This is a genomic window from Caulobacter sp. 1776 (assembly GCF_040545685.1).
Lineage (GTDB): Bacteria > Pseudomonadota > Alphaproteobacteria > Caulobacterales > Caulobacteraceae > Caulobacter.
Genome location: NZ_JBEPMI010000007.1, coordinates 79,598 through 95,005, shown reverse-complemented (window position 1 = coordinate 95,005; position 15,408 = coordinate 79,598). Strand labels below are relative to the sequence as shown.

The window sequence follows — 15,408 nt, the reverse complement described above, 5'->3', positions numbered from 1 at the left end:
GGGGCCGAGGTCGGGAACGGGACATGGGCCATCAGAACCAGCAGATGATCAGCTACGCCATCACGGGCGCGATCGTCGCGATCGTGTTGTTCTTCCGCATGCGACGGTTGACCCAGGAACGGCGGCTGAAGCTGGAATGGATGTGGATCATGCCGACCCTGATGGTCGCGGCCATGATCGCCCTGTTCCTGCAGTTCCCGCCCCACGGTTCGGACTGGGCCTGGCTGGGCGCGGTGTTCGCCGTCGGCGCGGCCATCGGCTGGATGCGCGGCAAGCTGATCCCGATCAGCATCGATCCCGAAACCCATTTCCTGAACACCAAGCCCTCTCCGGCCGCCCTGCTGTTCCTGCTGGGCCTGTTCGTGGTCCGCTTCGCCCTGCGCGCCTATCTGGAGAGCCAGGCCAGCGCCCTGCACATCAGCATCGGCCTGCTGACCGACGGTTTCGTCGTCCTAGCCGTCGGCCTGTTCGCCGTCTCGCGGGTCGAGATGGCGCTGCGGGCCTGGGGCCTGCTGAAGGCAGCCCGCGCGGCGAAGGCGGCGGCCTGAGGCACGACTGCGCCGCCTCAAGCGATCGCTCGCTGAAGTGATGGAAAGGGACGCGGAGCGCCGGACGCCGTCCGGAGTATGAGTTTGTAAGTACCGTTTCGACGAAGCCCGAACGCCCCGCGCGACCGTTATCCGCCAGCGTCCCGTCGGGTGGCCCTGTTCAGGCCTTACCGGGACCCGGACCTCGCCGTTTCCGGCAAGCTCCAGAGGTCGAAGAGGACGGGCTTGCAGCCTGACACGCCCTTTTGCCTTCGACCACGCCGACGGCGGGCGGGTGAGCCCAGCAAGCTCATCCCCGGACCGTCCGAGTATCCCCCTCGGACCTTCACCGCTCGATCGCCCCCCGCCGCCGCAATCGGTCGCTGGCCATGCGCCCTTTCCTCGCGACGAGGTGGGTAGAGGATAAGCGAGGTTTTCAAGCCGAGGATGAGAGAGGCTGAACGCCCATGCCTTCCATCACCCCTCTCTCTTTGAGAGAGGGAGGGGTCCATGCGCAGCATGGCAGGGTGAGAGGTTACACAGCCCACCGATAAATCTCGAAAACTCAGTGAGATGCGCGAAATCCCCACCGGCTACGCCTAACCTCTCACCCTCCCACGCCTAACGGCGCGGGCCCCGCCCTCTCTCGAAGAGAGAGGGATCAACACCCGCAGCCCGACGGGGATTGACTCTGGAAATTACACACGTAACTCTCAGCTATGATTTTATATGCGTAATCACAATTGGGAGCCATCCATGCGCCTACGCCATCTCAGCCCCATAGCCGCCGCCGGCGTCCTCCTGGCCACGCCCGCCCTGGCCTCGACCGGCAGGCAGCCGCTGACCTTCGTCTCGATCTTCGCCGACGCGGCCCTGCCCGTGAAGATGATCGCCGTGATCCTGATCGCTGGCTTGGTGGCCGGCCCCGTCATCGCGGTCACCCGGCCCAACGCCAAGTGGATCGCCGCCATCGCCAAGAGCGCCCTGCCCCTGGGCTTCGCCGCGGCGGCCTACACCTTGCTGGCCTGCGCGCTGGGCGTCGCCAATCTGGGCGTCACACCCAGCCTGCCGGTCCTGGCGCCGGGCCTGGCCGAAGCCCTGATGATGGCCATGCTGGGCCTGCTGACGGCGGGCGTCGCGCGCCTGGCCGGCGAGCTCAGCGGGCGTCGCCCCGAAGACACAGGCCTCGTCTAAGCGCGACAAACCCGATCCCCGTTCAGCGTCGGCCTTGCTTTTTGCACCGCAGCAAGCGCATAAGGCCACTCATCGAGCCCCCTAACGTCGCCTCGGCGGCGGAAGGGGGCTATTTTCGTTGGAATTCGACCAAGAAGCGGTCCGAGGGAAGCTCATAGGCTTCAGGGGCCCGATTTGGTCATTGGCGCGAGCCGCGCGTTTGTGTGTGCGGCCGCAAATGAACTGGACCCATATGCCCTTCCCCGCCTCCCACCCCGCTCTCGAGCGGGCTCTCGCCGCTCAAGGCTACCTCGAGCCCACCCCCGTCCAGGCCGCCGTGCTTGAAGCCGACGCCGAAGGCCGCGACCTGCTGGTCAGCGCCCAGACCGGCTCGGGCAAGACCGTGGCTTTCGGCCTGGCCGCCGCCCCGACCCTGCTGGGCGACGAGGAGATCTTCGGCCGCGCCGGCGCGCCGCTGGCCCTGGTCATCGCCCCGACCCGCGAGCTGGCCATCCAGGTCAATCGCGAGCTGACCTGGCTCTACGCCCAGGCCATGGCCGTGGTCGTCAACTGCGTCGGCGGCATGGACGCTCGCCGCGAACAGCGCGCCCTGAACTACGGCGCCCACATCGTCGTCGGCACGCCAGGCCGCCTGCGCGACCACATCGAGCGCGGTCACCTGGACCTGTCGGAGCTGAAGGTCGCCGTCCTCGACGAGGCCGACGAGATGCTGGACATGGGCTTCCGCGAGGACCTGGAATTCATCCTCGACGCCGCCCCGGCCGAGCGCCGCACCCTGCTGTTCTCGGCCACCCTGGCGCGCGACATCGTGCAGCTGGCCAAGAGCTATCAGAACGACGCCATCCGCATCGACACGATCGGCCGCAACGAGCCGCACCGCGACATCGAATACCGCGCCGTCCGCGTCGCGCCCAACGAGGTCGAGCACGCGGTCGTCAACCTGCTGCGCTTCTTCGAAAGCCCCGGCGCCCTGGTGTTCGCCAATACCCGTGAAAGCGTCCGCTCGCTGCACGCCAAGCTGCGCGAGCGCGGCTTCGACGTCGTCGGCCTGTCGGGCGAGCTCAGCCAGCGCGAGCGGGCCGACGCCCTGCAGGCTCTGCGCGATGGTCACGCCCGCGTCTGCGTCGCCACCGACGTCGCCGCCCGCGGTCTCGACCTGCCGGACCTGGGCCTGGTCATCCACGCCGAGCTGCCGGTCAACAAGGCCACCCTGCTGCACCGTTCGGGCCGCACCGGCCGGGCGGGCAAGAAGGGCGTCTCGGCCCTGGTCGTTCCCTATACCCGCCGCCGCAAGGCCGAGCAGCTGTTGATGGCCGCCGGCGTCGAAGGCCAGTGGGGCGGCGCCCCGACCGCCGACGAGATCCGCGCCAAGGACCAGGAACGCCTGCTGGACGATCCGATCTTCGCCGAGCCGGCCAACGAGGACGACGCCGGCCTGGTCGCGGCGATGCTGGAGAAGCGCACGCCCGAAGAACTGGCCGCCGCTCTGATCCGCGCCCGCCGCGCCAAGCTGCCGGCCCCGGAAGAGATCTATGACGACCCGCGCCACGGCGCCGATCCGGGTCCGCGCACGCGCGAACCGCGAGAGCCCCGTGACTTTGGCGGCGAGCGCGACTTCGGGGACCGTCCCGAGCGGGTCAGCATGGATGGTTCGGAATGGTTCCGCCTCAATACCGGCCGCCGCAACAATGCCGACCCCAAGTGGCTGATCCCGTTGATTTGCCGCCTGGGCCACATCACTAAGAAGGACATCGGCTCGATCCGGATCTTCGACTACGACACCAAGTTCGAGATCTCGGCCGAGGCGGCCGTGAAGTTCGGCGCTGCGGTCCAGCAGACGGTGCGCGAAGACGTCTCGATCACCCCGACGACGGCCCCCGCCCCGCGCGGCGAGCGTCCCCCCAGAAATGATCAGGCGCGGGACCCGAATGCGCCGCCTCGCGAGTTCAAGCCGCGCGCCCCGCGCGAGGATCGCCCCTACGCCCCGCGCGCCAACGCGCCGGGCTCGCGTGACCACACCCCTCGTCCGTCAAGCTATGGCGACGACGGCGTCAGCAGCGCCAAGCCCTACGGCCGCGGCGAAGAGCCCAAGGGCGACTACAAGCCCCGGGAGTTCAAGCCTCGCGACAACACGGCCCCGCGTGACTTCAAGCCGCGCCCGCCGCGTGACGAGGCCCCGCGTCCGTATTCGCCGCAGGATTCCGACAGCCCCAAGCGCGCCTACAAGCCGCGCGCCGAGGCGGGCGCCGACGCGCCGCGCGAGTTCAAGCCGCGTTCGCCGCGCGCCGATGGTGACGGCCCGAAGAAGCCGTTCAAGAAGGCTTTCAGCGACAACGCCGCCGGCCCGAAGCCGTATGCCAAGCCCTATGCCGGCAAGCGCGACGACGCCGGCCCCGGCAAGCCGTTCAAGGGGCCCAAGCCCTTCAAGGCCAAGAGCTTCGACACAAAGCCCGGCGGCAAGCCGGCCGGTAAGCCGTTCAAGAAGAAGTAGGCGACGAAAAGCCTCCCCTCGCGGGGAGGCTTTTTTCTAGGCCGCCTGTCCCGCGCTCCACCCCGAGGCCCAGGCCCACTGGAAGTTATAGCCGCCCAGCCAGCCGGTGACGTCGACGACCTCGCCGATGAAGTAGAGCCCCGGCACGGCCTTTGTCTCCAGGGTGCGCGAGTCCAGCCCGTCGGTGTCGACCCCGCCCAAGGTCACCTCCGCCGTGCGATAGCCTTCCGAGCCCACGGGCTTGAAGGTCCAGGCGTTGACCGCCGCGGCCAGCCGGCCCAGCACCTTGTCGGAACAGTCGGCGATATTGCCTTTCGCGCCCGCCTCGTCCTCGGCGATCAGCTGGGCCACGCGCTTGGGCAGCAGGGTCGACAGCACCGTGGCGACGGCCTGGCGCGGCGTGGCGGCGCGGGCCGCCTTCAGGGCCGCCAGCGCGTCGACGCCGGGCGCCATATCGACCCGGATCTCGTCGCCCTCGCGCCAATAGGACGAGATCTGCAGGATCGAAGGCCCCGACAGGCCCCGGTGGGTGAACAGCATGCCTTCGCGGAACCTGGTCTTGCCGTGGGCGACCACGGCGTCCAGCGCCACGCCGGACAGCGGCGTCAGCCGCGCCAGCATTCCGGCCTCGAAGGTCAGCGGCACGAGCGCCGGCCGGGTCTCGACGACGTTCAGCCCGAACTGCCTGGCGAGGTCGTAGCCGAGGCTCGTCGCGCCCATTTTCGGGATCGACTTGCCGCCGCTGGCCACGACCAGGGAGGCGCAGCGGACCTTGCCGGACGACAGCGTCACCTCGAAACCGTCGTCGGTCTTGGCCACGCCTTCGACGCTGGTCGTCAGCCGAAGGATCACGTGCGCGGCTTTCATCTCGGTCAGCAGCATGTCGATGATCTGCTTGGCCGAGCCGTCGCAGAACAGCTGGCCCAAGGTCTTCTCGTGGTAGGCGATGCCGTACCGCTCGACCAGCGCGATGAAATCCTTCGGCCGGTAGCGCCGCAACGCCGACAGGGCGAACTTCGGATTGGCCGACAGGAAATTATGGATCGTCGCGCCGGTGTTGGTGAAGTTGCACCGCCCGCCGCCGCTGATGCGGATCTTCTCGCCGGGGGCCTTGGCGTGATCGATCACCAGAACCGAGCGCCCGCGCTTGCCGGCCTCGATGGCGCACATCATGCCGGCCGCGCCCGCGCCGATCACCAGGACGTCGAAGTTTTCCAAGACCGTGCCCATCTCAACTCCGGCTCCTTCGACCGGAGCCGGGGAGACAAGTCAATCAGCCCGCGCGGCGATAGTCCGGCCGCGAGGCGACCTGCTGGCGTTGCGGGGCGGCCTTCTGGCTGACCTCGAAACGGCCGATCATGCGGACCAGGCCGGCGATGTCGTTTTTCAGGGCGTGGCTGACGGCCGTGGCCTGCTCGACCATGGCGGCGTTCTGCTGCACGCCCTGGTCCATCTGGTTGACGGCGGCGTTGACCTCGTTGAGGCCCGTCGCCTGTTCCCTGGCCGAGGCGGCCAGTTCCGACACCAGGGCGTCGATCTCGCCGACCTTCAGCACGATGCCGTCCAGGGCCTCGCCGGTCTGGCCGACCAGGCGCACGCCTTGGTCGACCTGGGCCGTCGAGGCGTGGATTAGGGCCTTGATCTCCTTGGCCGCGTCAGCCGAGCGCTGGGCCAGGGCCCGCACTTCCTGAGCCACGACCGCGAAGCCACGGCCGCTCTCGCCGGCGCGAGCGGCTTCGACGCCGGCGTTCAGGGCCAGGAGGTTGGTCTGGAAGGCGATCTCGTCGATCACCCCGACGATATTGCCGATCTGGGCCGAGGACTTCTCGATGCCGGTCATGGCCGCGACGGCGCCGCGCACGACCTCGCCCGAACGCTCGGCGTCCGAGCGCGTGGAGGTGACGACGCGGCTGGCTTCGCCCGCGCCCTGCGAGGCGCGGCGGACGGTGGCGGTGATCTCGTCGAGCGCCGCGGCGGTCTCTTCCAGGCTGGCGGCCTGCTGTTCGCTGCGGCGAGCGGTGTTGTCGGCGGCGGCGGCGATCTCGTCGGCGCTGGAGCCCACGGTCCCGACCACGCCGACAATGCCGCTCATGGCCTCGTCCAACTGGGCGATGGCGCCATTGAAATCGTTGCGGATGGCCTCATACCCCTTCGGAAAGGCGTCGCTGACTCGCACGGTCAGGTCCCCACTCGACAGCCGCGACAGGGCGTTGGCCAGGCGGTCCATGACGAACGCCTGGTCGCGGGCGGCGGCGGACGAAACGGCCTCGTTGCGGGCGCGCTCGCTCTCGCTGGCGGCGCTGGCGCGGGCCTGTTCGGTCTCGGCCGAGCGCAGGGCCACGGCGTTGTCCTTGAACACCTGGACGCTGCGGGCCATCAGCCCGACCTCGTCCTTGCGGCCGGCGCCGATCACCTCGACCTCCAACTGGCCGTCGGCGAGGCTGGTCATGGTCCGCGACAGGGCGCGCACCGGGCGCGAGATCTTGTACGAGCCGATATAGAGCGAGAACCCCAGGCCGCAGCCGGCGGCGCCCAGGCCGAACAGCAGGGTCAGCCACGAGCCGGCGGCGGCCGACTTGCTGGCGCTGGCGACCATGGCGGCCGTCTGCTTGTTGTAGCCGTCGCCCCAGGCCTTGCCCTTCTTGGCCAGGGCGTCGATGGACGGGTCCGTCTGGGCCATCACGCCCATGGCGCCGGCGTCGTCGTTCTTCAGCGCCAGGTCGGCGGCCGTGCGGGCCTGGGCGTAGACCGCGTCGAGCGCCGTCTTCACCTCGGCCGTGTAGTCAGCGGTCGCGGGATCGGCGGCGGTGATCTTGTCGAGGCTTTCCTTGCCCTCGCCATAGACCTTGTCGAGCTCCTTCGACGCGGCCGCGGCCTGCGCCGACGCCCCGTCATAGGTGATCGTGCGGTGAGCGGCGTAGCCCATCATGCTGAGGCGGCGCAGAAAGCGGGCGGACTGGACCTCGGCCGGCGACCGGTGGGCCACCAGCTGTTCGGTCGCGGCGTCCGCGCGCTTCTGCTGCCAGACGCCGAGACCGGCGCAGGCCACGGTGGCGGCGGCCAGCACGGCGGCGGGCAGCAGGACCTTCGAGGAGATCTTCAGATCGTCGAGCTTCACAGTGCTCCCCCCCAATAACCAACGGCGCACGCGCACGGGACACCGGTGTCAGGCGAATCGTCCTGGCCCGGGTCAGTTGCGCGACAGGATTCCGGCGCCGACCGTAAAGGACCGCTTAAATTGGTCATGCCGCTTGACGTTCTCGAGGGAGGCGTTACGACGCACGCCCCTTTCCGCCGACCATATCGAGCCTTCCCATGACGGCCGCCTCCCCCGCGACTGCTGGCGCGCCGACCATTGGCGTCGACTTCGGCACCACCAACACCGTCGTCTCGCTGACGCGCGGCGACGACCAGGCGCATCTGGTGCGCTTCTCGATCGACAACCGCGATCTGTTCGCCTTCCGCTCGGCGCTGAGCTTTCACAGCGTCCAGGGCGTCGGCAACCAGGCCAACGAGCGCGTGGTCGAGGCCGGCCCCTGGGCGATCGAGTCCTATCTGGAAGACCCGCTGGAGACACGGTTCATCCAGTCGTTCAAGACCTTCGCGGCGTCGGCGGCCTTTACCGAGACCCGCATCCTCAACAAGCGCTACCTGTTCGAGGACCTGCTGGCCGCCTTCCTGTTGCGCCTGAAGGATCATGCGGGCGACCAACTCTCGGCCCTGCCGCCGCGCATCGTCGTCGGCCGGCCCGTGACCTTCGCCGGCGGCTCGCCGAACGAGGCCCTGGCCTTGGCGCGTTACGAGGAGGCTTTCAAGCGCCTGGGTTTCTCGGACATCCGCTATGCCTACGAGCCGGTCGGCGCGGCGTTCTTCTTCGCCCGCCAGCTGAAACAGGACGCCACCGTGCTGGTCGCCGACTTCGGCGGCGGCACCAGCGACTTCTCGCTGGTTCGGTTCGAGCGCGCCGCCGACGGAACGCTGCGCTCGACGCCGCTGTCGCGCTCTGGTGTCGGGGTGGCCGGCGACACGTTCGACTACCGGATCATCGATCAGCTGGTTTCGCCCGAGCTGGGCAAGGGCTCGGAATACCGGTCGTTCTCCAACAGCCTGCCGATTCCGCAGCGCTACTACGCCGCGTTCGCCCGCTGGGACCAGTTGGCCCTGCTGCGCGCGTCCAAGGACATGCGCGACATCCGGGCCTTGGAGCGCACCGCCGTCGAGCCCGACAAGATCGCGGCCCTGATCGAGGTGCTGGACGGCAATCACGGCTACGCCCTCTACAAGTCGGTCTCGGCGCTGAAGGAGGCGCTGTCCAGCCAGACGGAGGCGACGTTCAGCTTCAAGGCCGGCTCGGTCGAGATCGAAAAGCCGGTCGCACGGGCGGATTTCGAAGGCTGGATCGCTCCGGAACTGGCCGCCATCGAGACCGCCGTCGGCGAAGCCCTGGAGCGCGCCAACCTGACCGAAGCTGGCGTCGACCGCGTCTTCCTGACTGGCGGCAGCTCGTTCGTGCCAGCGGTGCGCGACATCTTCCTGCGCCGGTTCGGGGCCGACAAGATCGAGAGCGGCGGCGAGTTCGAGTCGATCGCCTCGGGCCTGGCGCTGATCGGGCGCGAGAGCGACCTCGACCTGTGGACCATGCGCGCGCCACAAGCTTAGCCCTAGGTTTACCCAATCTGTTGCGGGCTCCTTATCGGTCTTTCGCCATATTGGCCCCGAGCCAGGGAAGCTACGCCAAGGACCTTTCGGTCGCATGGCCGCGCTCTCCGCCATCGTCTATGGTTAACGCGTAGATTCGCGGGGCGACCTTCGGGAGCAACGAGTCCAGTGCCGATTTCGTACCTCTCCGCCGCACAGATCGCCAACCTGTCGGCGACGACGATCACCAATCTCTCGACGACCAAGCTGGAGACCCTGGCCAGCACCCAGGTCGGCGCGCTGTCAAACACCGCGCTCGCCGGGCTTAGCGCCACCCAGGTCTCGGCCCTGTCCGCGACCCAGGTGAAAGGTCTGACGGCCGCCCAGATCCCGGCCTTCGCCCCGAACCTGATCTTCGACAGCGACCAGTTGGCGGCCTTCAGCGGCAATCAGCTCAACGCCCTGACCTCGACCCAGTTGGCCAAGCTGGACGCAAGCCGGCTGGACGTGCTGAGCGCCACCCAGGTCGGCGCGCTGGACGCCACCCACTTCATTGGTCTGGACGCCACCCAGATCAGCGCGCTGGACGCCACCCAGCTGACCAACCTGACCACCACCCAGATCAGCGCCTTGCGGCTCGAGGACCTGGGCGAGATGTGGCCCGATCAGTTGGGAGTGTTGTCGGCCACCCAGATCGCCGCCCTGCCCGCCACCCTGATTCCGGCCCTAGACGACCAGCAGTTCGCGGCGCTCGGCACGACCCAGATCAAGGGCCTGACGGCGACCCAGGTCGGAGCGCTGTCCACGACCCAGCTGGCGGATCTCGATACCGATCTTGGCGTGCTGTCGGCGGCGCAACTGAGCGGGCTTTCCGTGACCCAGGCGGCGTCGCTGTCCAACACCCAGGTCGCGGCCCTGACCGCCACCCAACTGGCGGGCCTCAGTGGCTCGGGGGTCGGGGGGCTTTCGACCACCCAGATCGCCAATCTATCCTCGACCCAGATCGCGGGTCTGACAGCCACGCAAGTCCGCTCCTTGAGCGTCACCGACTTCGGCAAGCTCACGGCGACCCAGGTGGCGCGGTTCACGGCCACCCAGATGGCGGCGCTGTCGGCGACCAACATTAGCGCGCTGACCGCCACCCAGGTCGCCAACCTGACCACGACCCAGTTCGCCAGCCTGGCGGCCACGCAGCTGGCGGGCCTGACCACCACCGACTTCGCCGAGCTCTCCGTCACCCAGATCCAGAGCCTGACCGCCACCCAGGTCGGCGGCCTGTCGACGGCGAACATCAGCGGCATGGACGCCACCGCGTTCCAAGCCTTGACGACCACCCAGGTGACGGGCCTGGCCGCCACCCAGCTGGCCGGTCTGTCCACCACGGACATCGGCGAGTTCTCCACGACCCAGGTCGCCACCTTGTCGGCCTCCCAGCTGGGCGCGATCTCGGTCACCGACCTGGCGGCCTTCTCGGCCACCCAGGTGAGTTCGCTGACGCCCACCGCGCTGCGGGGACTGTCGGCCTATCAGGTGCGCAGCCTTTCGACGACGGCCTTCGGCCAGCTGACCGCCACCCAGGTTCAGGGCTTGACCTCCACCCAGGTCGGCTCGCTGTCGACCTCGGTGATCGCCGGCCTGACCACGACCCAGGTCGGCTACATCCTGCCGGCCCAGATCCCCGGCCTCACCATCGGCCAGCTGGACTGGCTGTCGACAACCAATATCGCCGCCATGACCCCGCTGCAGGTCGGCGCGTTCACGCCGGCCCAGGTCGAGAGCCTGTAGAGCTTGGCAGCCGAAAGTGTGAGCGGCTTCGGCGCTCGCCACGCTCTAACGGTTTGAATAGAGCCTGTTTATCCGTTTTCGATGTTCCATCAGAAACGGACAGGTTCTAGCGACCGAAAGCTTCTAGACGGCGGGGGCCATGGGAGCTTTTGATCGTCGCGATCCCAGGAGGTTCGCCATGCCACGCCCTGCCCTCCCCGTTCTCCTCGCCGCCGGCCTGCTGGCCGCCGGCCCCGCCTTCGCCCAAAGCGGCCCGCTCGGCGCGGCCGGGCGGTGGACGATCGACCTCAAGGCCTCGACCTTCAACGAAGCCCTGACCGGCCCCGCGCCGCTGGCGGCAGAGGTCGACGTCACCAAGGACGACGGCAGAAGCTTGGCCTGGACGCTGATCGAGGAGGACGACGAAGGGCTCGCCGCCATCCAGTTCGCCGACGCGCCGCTGGACGGAGCGACTACCAAGGCCGTGGTCAACACCCAGATCGTGATGATCAGCGTCAAACGCGACGGCCAGAACGGCGTCACCGCTGTGACCAGCAACAACTCCGGCCGCAAGCAGACCATGAAGGTCTGGCTGGCGGATCCCGACACCTTGCGGGTCGAGCAGGACGTCGACGGCGTCCCGGGCCCGCCTGATCAGAGCCTGACGTTCAGGCGGGTGAAATAGCCTACCGGCCCAGCGTCTTGGCCAGATAGGCCGCCAGCGCCTCGACCCGGGCCGGCCTCGGACCGCCGGGGGGCATGACCAGGTGCAGGGCGATCGGCGCGGCGGTCCAATCGCTCAGGATCTCCTCCAGCCTCCCGTCGGCCAGGGCCGCGCCGACGATGAAGTCCGGCAGCACGGCCACGCCGACGCCGGCGATCAGCGATGGGACGAGCACATCGCCGTTGTTGGCCCGGATCACCGAGCGCGGTCGCACCGAAGCCTCCTCGCCGGCCTTCTGAAAACGCCAGGTCTCCGGCGCGGCCTGGTGGCCATAGGTCAGGCCGCGATGCTCAGCTAGGCCCGCCGGATGGCTCGGGCGCCCGTTCTGGTCCCAGTAGCCCGGCGAGGCCACCACATGGCGCTTCACCGCCCTCAGCCGGCGAGCGACCAGCGAGCTGTCCGGCAAGGCCGCGACGCGCAGGGCCAGGTCGAAGCCCATGCCGACGAGGTCGATCGTGGCGTCCGACAGGTGCAGGTCGACCGAGACCTCGGGATAGGCCGCGAAGAAGCCCGGCAGGACCGGACCCAGGCTGGTGATGCCCAGCGACATCGGCACGGCCATCCGCACCACCCCGCGCGGGGCCGAGGACTGGCTGGACGCCTCCTCTTCGGCGGCCTGGGCCTCGGCCAGCACACGGCTGGCGCGTTCGACCAAGGACTGGCCGGCGTCGGTCAGGGCCAGGCGTCGCGACGTCCGGTTGAACAGGCGCGCGCCCAGCCGTTCCTCGAGGCGAGTCACCGCTTTCGACACCGTGGCCTTGGACATGGCGAGGTCCTCGGCGGCGGCGGCGAACGAGCGCAGCTCCACCACCTTGGCGAACACGGCGAGGCCTTCGAGATCGGGAAGCTTGGACATGGAACTATCGTAGTTTTGGAAACGATGAGTTTCAACAGTTTCCATTTCGGAACCTGGTGGATCGCTTATCTTCTCTCTCGACAGGACGCGCCGACGCGGCGCGCCAGAGGGATCAGAAAGGTTAGAGCCATGATCGATCGCAGACCGTTCGACAGCCTTGGCGGCGCCGACCACGGTTGGCTGAAGGCCAAGCATCACTTCTCGTTCGCCAGCTACTACGACCCCAGCAACATGAACTGGGGGAGCTTGCGGGTCTGGAACGACGACGAGATCGCCCCCAACACCGGCTTCCCGCCGCATCCGCACAGCGACATGGAGATCATCACCTATGTCCGCGACGGCGCGATCACCCACCAGGACAACCTGGGCAACAAGGGCCGCACCGAGGCCGGCGACGTCCAAGTGATGAGCGCGGGTTCGGGCATCCGGCACGCTGAGTACAATCTCGAGGCCGAGACCACCCGGATCTTCCAGATCTGGATCGAGCCCAAGTCGTTCGGCGGCGCGCCGTCGTGGGGCGCCAAGCCGTTCCCCAAGGGCGACCGCTCGGGCAAGTTCGTGACCCTGGCCTCGGGCTTCGCCGACGACACCGACGCCCTGCCGATCCGCACAGACGCCCGCGTCCTGGGCGCGACGCTGAAGGCCGGCGAAACGACAACCTACGCCCTGGGCAAGGACCGCAGCGGCTATCTGGTGCCGGCCGCCGGCTCTATCGAGGTCAACGGCGTCAAGCTGAACACCCGCGACGGCGCGGGCATCAAGGACGAGGACGTGATCACCGTCACCGCCCTGGAAGACGCTGAACTGGTTCTGGTCGACGCGGCCTAGGCGCGACCGGTTCGTTCAATAAACGGCGCGAGGAAACGGAAATCCTCGCGCCGGCTTTCCTCCCCAACGTACCTTCAAGGAGGCCGTCATGGCCAAGGTTCTGGTTCTCTATTATTCGTCCTACGGCCACATCGAGACCATGGCCAAGGCTGTGGCCGAAGGCGCTCGCGAAACCGGCGCGACCGTCGATATCAAGCGCGTGCCGGAGACCGTTCCGGAAGCGATCGCCAAGGGCGCCCATTTCAAACTCGACCAGGACGCCCCAGTCGCCACTGTCGCCGAACTGGCGGACTACGACGCGATCATCGTCGGCACGGGCACCCGTTTCGGCCGGATGAGCTCGCAGATGGCCGCGTTCCTGGATCAGGCCGGCGGCCTGTGGGCCCGCGGCGCGTTGCACGGCAAGGTCGGCGGGGCCTTCACCTCGACCGCCACCCAGCACGGCGGCAATGAGACCACGCTGTTCTCGATCATCACCAACCTGCTGCACTTCGGCATGGTGATCGTCGGCCTGGACTATGGCCATGCCGGCCAGATGACCTTGGACGAAGTGACCGGCGGCAGCCCGTACGGCGCTAGCACCATCGCTGGCAGCGACGGCTCGCGTCAGCCCAGCGAGAACGAGCTGGTCGGCGCCCGCTACCAAGGCCGGAAGGTCGCCGAGACTGCGATCAAGCTGCACGGCTGATCCTTCTAGCCGTGACTAGGCCGCCCGCGCCCTCCCCCATGGCGGGCGGTCACGAACCGCTCCGAGGCTTTCCCTCCCAGCCTCGGAGCGGTTTTCGTTTGTTCCCGAGGCCGCTCTTCCCGGCGAAAGCCGGGATCCAGATGGAAGAGCGCCGGAGAGTCCGCCTCGAACGCCGCGCTCATCCCGTCAGCCCCAACGCATGGGATCTGGGCCCCGGCTTTCGCCGGGGAGAGCGGATTAGAAGCGCTCAGTGCTTCGGATCGAAATCCGCCTTGGCGCCGGTCACATAGGCGTCCCACTCGGCCGGTGTGTGGAAGTCCAGGCCCTTATCCCAGGCCGCGCCCATGTAGTAGACGAACGGCTTGCCCGGTTCGACCTTGATCAGCACCAGGTAGTTGTCGAAGTCCTGGCGCACCTCGACGACCGACTTGGGGTCGACCATCAGGGCGATGGCCATCGCGCCCTTTTCCGGATCGGCCGGCTCCCAGAAGGTCACTCGGCCGGGGGCCAGGTCCTTCTTGAACACGCCCGAGCCGCTGGCCCGCTTGCGCTTGGAGATGCCGATGCCCACCACCAGCGGGCCCGGCTTGTCGGAGCTGATGGTCGAAACCATGCGCGTGAAGTTGGTGCCCAGCGGCAGGGTGAAGGTCCGCGTCTCCCAGACCTTGCGATCCACGTCGACCGGCCAGGGCGCATAGTCGACGCTGAACGACGCCACGTCCGGCCCGTTCTTGATCACCTTCCAGCTCGACCAGTTGCGCGAGGTCCAGAGCTTGTTGTCCTGCCAGATCCCCAGCCCGCCCGCGCCCCGACCGGTGCCGACGTCGTAAAAGTCCAGGCCTTCGCCATGGTTTTGGTGCTGGTCTCCGGTCTTCAGCTGGCGATCCATATAGGGCCAGCGCTCGCTCTTGCCCCAGGCGTCGATGCCCGAGGTCGACGGCGGCTCCGCCTTCTCGAGGTCGCGGCTGTAGATCCGATGCGCCGTGCGATCGTTCTCCCAGAGGATATCGTTGAATCGGTACGGGGCCAGCACCACGGTCGCGCGCGGCTTCTGGCCCTCGGCGTCGGGCCTCTCCAGCGGCTTGGCGGGCGCGTGCTCTTGCGCGTGAGCGCAGCCCAGCGACAGGGTGAGAAGGGCGGCGAGGGCCAGGGTCTTTTGCATCGGACGCTCTCTGGACTCAGTGGAATTGCGGGAAACGGGCCAGGGCGGCGCGGGCGCACTGGTCGGCGGTCTCGTGGGTCGTGTCGGCGATCGCCAGCCCGCCAATCAGCGACGCGCCGGCGTGCAGCGGCAGCGAGCCGGCGTGTGGGTTCAGGTGATCGGGATCGGCGGCGATCCTGGCCGCGAAGTCGGGATCGGACTTCTCGCGCGGCTCCATCACGCTGCCCGGCAGATCGAAGACCACGGCGGCATTGGCCTTGCGCGGCGCGGCGATCGGGGCCTTAGGACTCTGCTCGTCGCGCAGCACGACCAGCGGAAGACCTTTCGCGTCGACGACGGCGGCGCTGACGTGCGCGCCCTTGGCGGCGCAGGCGTCGATCGCGGCCTTGGCCAGATCGATGGCGACAGGAAGGGTCAACGGCAAGGCGGTTTGGGGTTGTGGTTCAGGCGCGGTCGCCAAGCCAGCCATCACGGCCAGGGTCGCCAGCATTGTGCTTCCTCCCAGAAGTCTCGCTTCCGGATATAGCGCGCGCCGA

13 protein-coding genes and 1 pseudogene are annotated in these 15,408 nt (G+C 68.3%); 9 read left to right on the top strand and 5 right to left on the bottom strand.

Annotated elements, in window-relative coordinates; translation table 11 throughout:
- Positions 1–23 precede the first annotated feature (23 nt).
- From ABIC66_RS19135 to ABIC66_RS19120, 4 genes and pseudogenes are all read left to right on the top strand, one after another.
- On the top strand, positions 24–548 hold the full coding sequence (locus tag ABIC66_RS19135) for a CcdC protein domain-containing protein (RefSeq protein WP_354072179.1): 525 nt from the start codon (positions 24–26) through the stop codon (positions 546–548).
- Positions 549–592: 44 nt separating this feature from the next.
- Positions 593–947, top strand: a pseudogene (locus ABIC66_RS19130) (hypothetical protein); the annotation flags it as partial.
- Between the two features lie 336 nt (positions 948–1,283).
- On the top strand, positions 1,284–1,721 hold the full coding sequence (locus ABIC66_RS19125) for a hypothetical protein (RefSeq protein WP_354072177.1): 438 nt from the start codon (positions 1,284–1,286) through the stop codon (positions 1,719–1,721).
- Between the two features lie 232 nt (positions 1,722–1,953).
- Positions 1,954–4,212, top strand: coding sequence for a DEAD/DEAH box helicase (locus ABIC66_RS19120; RefSeq protein WP_354072681.1), 2,259 nt, complete (start codon positions 1,954–1,956; stop codon positions 4,210–4,212).
- Between the two features lie 36 nt (positions 4,213–4,248).
- Here ABIC66_RS19120 and ABIC66_RS19115 read toward each other — a convergent pair whose 3' ends face one another.
- Together ABIC66_RS19115 and ABIC66_RS19110 are read right to left on the bottom strand one after the other, a co-directional pair.
- Positions 4,249–5,430 carry a BaiN/RdsA family NAD(P)/FAD-dependent oxidoreductase gene (locus ABIC66_RS19115; protein ID WP_354072679.1) on the bottom strand — a complete coding sequence of 394 codons (1,182 nt, stop codon included), beginning with the start codon at positions 5,428–5,430 and terminating at the stop codon, positions 4,249–4,251.
- Between the two features lie 55 nt (positions 5,431–5,485).
- Positions 5,486–7,330, bottom strand: coding sequence for a methyl-accepting chemotaxis protein (locus ABIC66_RS19110; RefSeq protein ID WP_354072175.1), 1,845 nt, complete (start codon positions 7,328–7,330; stop codon positions 5,486–5,488).
- 197 nt (positions 7,331–7,527) lie between these two features.
- Between ABIC66_RS19110 and ABIC66_RS19105 the strand changes: the two genes are divergently transcribed.
- From ABIC66_RS19105 to ABIC66_RS19095, 3 genes are all read left to right on the top strand, one after another.
- Complete coding sequence (locus ABIC66_RS19105) at positions 7,528–8,871, top strand: Hsp70 family protein (RefSeq protein ID WP_354072173.1); 1,344 nt, start codon at positions 7,528–7,530, stop codon at positions 8,869–8,871.
- A gap of 168 nt (positions 8,872–9,039) precedes the next feature.
- Complete coding sequence (locus ABIC66_RS19100) at positions 9,040–10,635, top strand: ice nucleation protein (RefSeq protein WP_354072172.1); 1,596 nt, start codon at positions 9,040–9,042, stop codon at positions 10,633–10,635.
- A 178-nt stretch (positions 10,636–10,813) separates the two neighbouring features.
- A complete protein-coding gene (locus tag ABIC66_RS19095; protein ID WP_354072170.1) occupies positions 10,814–11,299 on the top strand; it encodes a hypothetical protein in 486 nt (161 codons plus the stop codon).
- A gap of 1 nt (position 11,300) precedes the next feature.
- Here ABIC66_RS19095 and ABIC66_RS19090 read toward each other — a convergent pair whose 3' ends face one another.
- Positions 11,301–12,194, bottom strand: coding sequence for a LysR family transcriptional regulator (locus ABIC66_RS19090; RefSeq protein WP_354072169.1), 894 nt, complete (start codon positions 12,192–12,194; stop codon positions 11,301–11,303).
- 129 nt (positions 12,195–12,323) lie between these two features.
- Between ABIC66_RS19090 and ABIC66_RS19085 the strand changes: the two genes are divergently transcribed.
- Together ABIC66_RS19085 and wrbA are read left to right on the top strand one after the other, a co-directional pair.
- Positions 12,324–13,022 (top strand): pirin family protein, encoded by a 699-nt coding sequence (locus ABIC66_RS19085; RefSeq protein ID WP_354072168.1) that lies wholly within the window; start codon positions 12,324–12,326, stop codon positions 13,020–13,022.
- Positions 13,023–13,110: 88 nt separating this feature from the next.
- A complete protein-coding gene (wrbA, locus tag ABIC66_RS19080; RefSeq protein WP_354072166.1) occupies positions 13,111–13,710 on the top strand; it encodes an NAD(P)H:quinone oxidoreductase in 600 nt (199 codons plus the stop codon).
- Positions 13,711–13,957: 247 nt separating this feature from the next.
- Here the strand turns inward: wrbA and ABIC66_RS19075 are convergent, their stop codons facing one another.
- Positions 13,958–14,872 carry a DUF4861 family protein gene (locus tag ABIC66_RS19075; RefSeq protein ID WP_354072164.1) on the bottom strand — a complete coding sequence of 305 codons (915 nt, stop codon included), beginning with the start codon at positions 14,870–14,872 and terminating at the stop codon, positions 13,958–13,960.
- Between the two features lie 16 nt (positions 14,873–14,888).
- Positions 14,889–15,362, bottom strand: a complete 474-nt coding sequence (locus ABIC66_RS19070; protein ID WP_354072162.1) for a heme-binding protein — start codon at positions 15,360–15,362, stop codon at positions 14,889–14,891.
- Positions 15,363–15,408: the final 46 nt, after the last annotated feature.

What these genes read in the sequence shown, in the direction of transcription:
- ABIC66_RS19135 (WP_354072179.1), top strand. Translation starts at nt 24, where the DNA reads ATGGGCCATCAGAACCAGCAGATGATCAGCTACGCCATCACGGGCGCG.
- ABIC66_RS19125 (WP_354072177.1), top strand. Translation starts at nt 1,284, where the DNA reads ATGCGCCTACGCCATCTCAGCCCCATAGCCGCCGCCGGCGTCCTCCTG.
- ABIC66_RS19120 (WP_354072681.1), top strand. Translation starts at nt 1,954, where the DNA reads ATGCCCTTCCCCGCCTCCCACCCCGCTCTCGAGCGGGCTCTCGCCGCT.
- ABIC66_RS19105 (WP_354072173.1), top strand. Translation starts at nt 7,528, where the DNA reads ATGACGGCCGCCTCCCCCGCGACTGCTGGCGCGCCGACCATTGGCGTC.
- ABIC66_RS19095 (WP_354072170.1), top strand. Translation starts at nt 10,814, where the DNA reads ATGCCACGCCCTGCCCTCCCCGTTCTCCTCGCCGCCGGCCTGCTGGCC.
- ABIC66_RS19090 (WP_354072169.1), bottom strand. Translation starts at nt 12,194, where the DNA reads ATGTCCAAGCTTCCCGATCTCGAAGGCCTCGCCGTGTTCGCCAAGGTG.
- ABIC66_RS19085 (WP_354072168.1), top strand. Translation starts at nt 12,324, where the DNA reads ATGATCGATCGCAGACCGTTCGACAGCCTTGGCGGCGCCGACCACGGT.
- wrbA (WP_354072166.1), top strand. Translation starts at nt 13,111, where the DNA reads ATGGCCAAGGTTCTGGTTCTCTATTATTCGTCCTACGGCCACATCGAG.
- ABIC66_RS19075 (WP_354072164.1), bottom strand. Translation starts at nt 14,872, where the DNA reads ATGCAAAAGACCCTGGCCCTCGCCGCCCTTCTCACCCTGTCGCTGGGC.
- ABIC66_RS19070 (WP_354072162.1), bottom strand. Translation starts at nt 15,362, where the DNA reads ATGCTGGCGACCCTGGCCGTGATGGCTGGCTTGGCGACCGCGCCTGAA.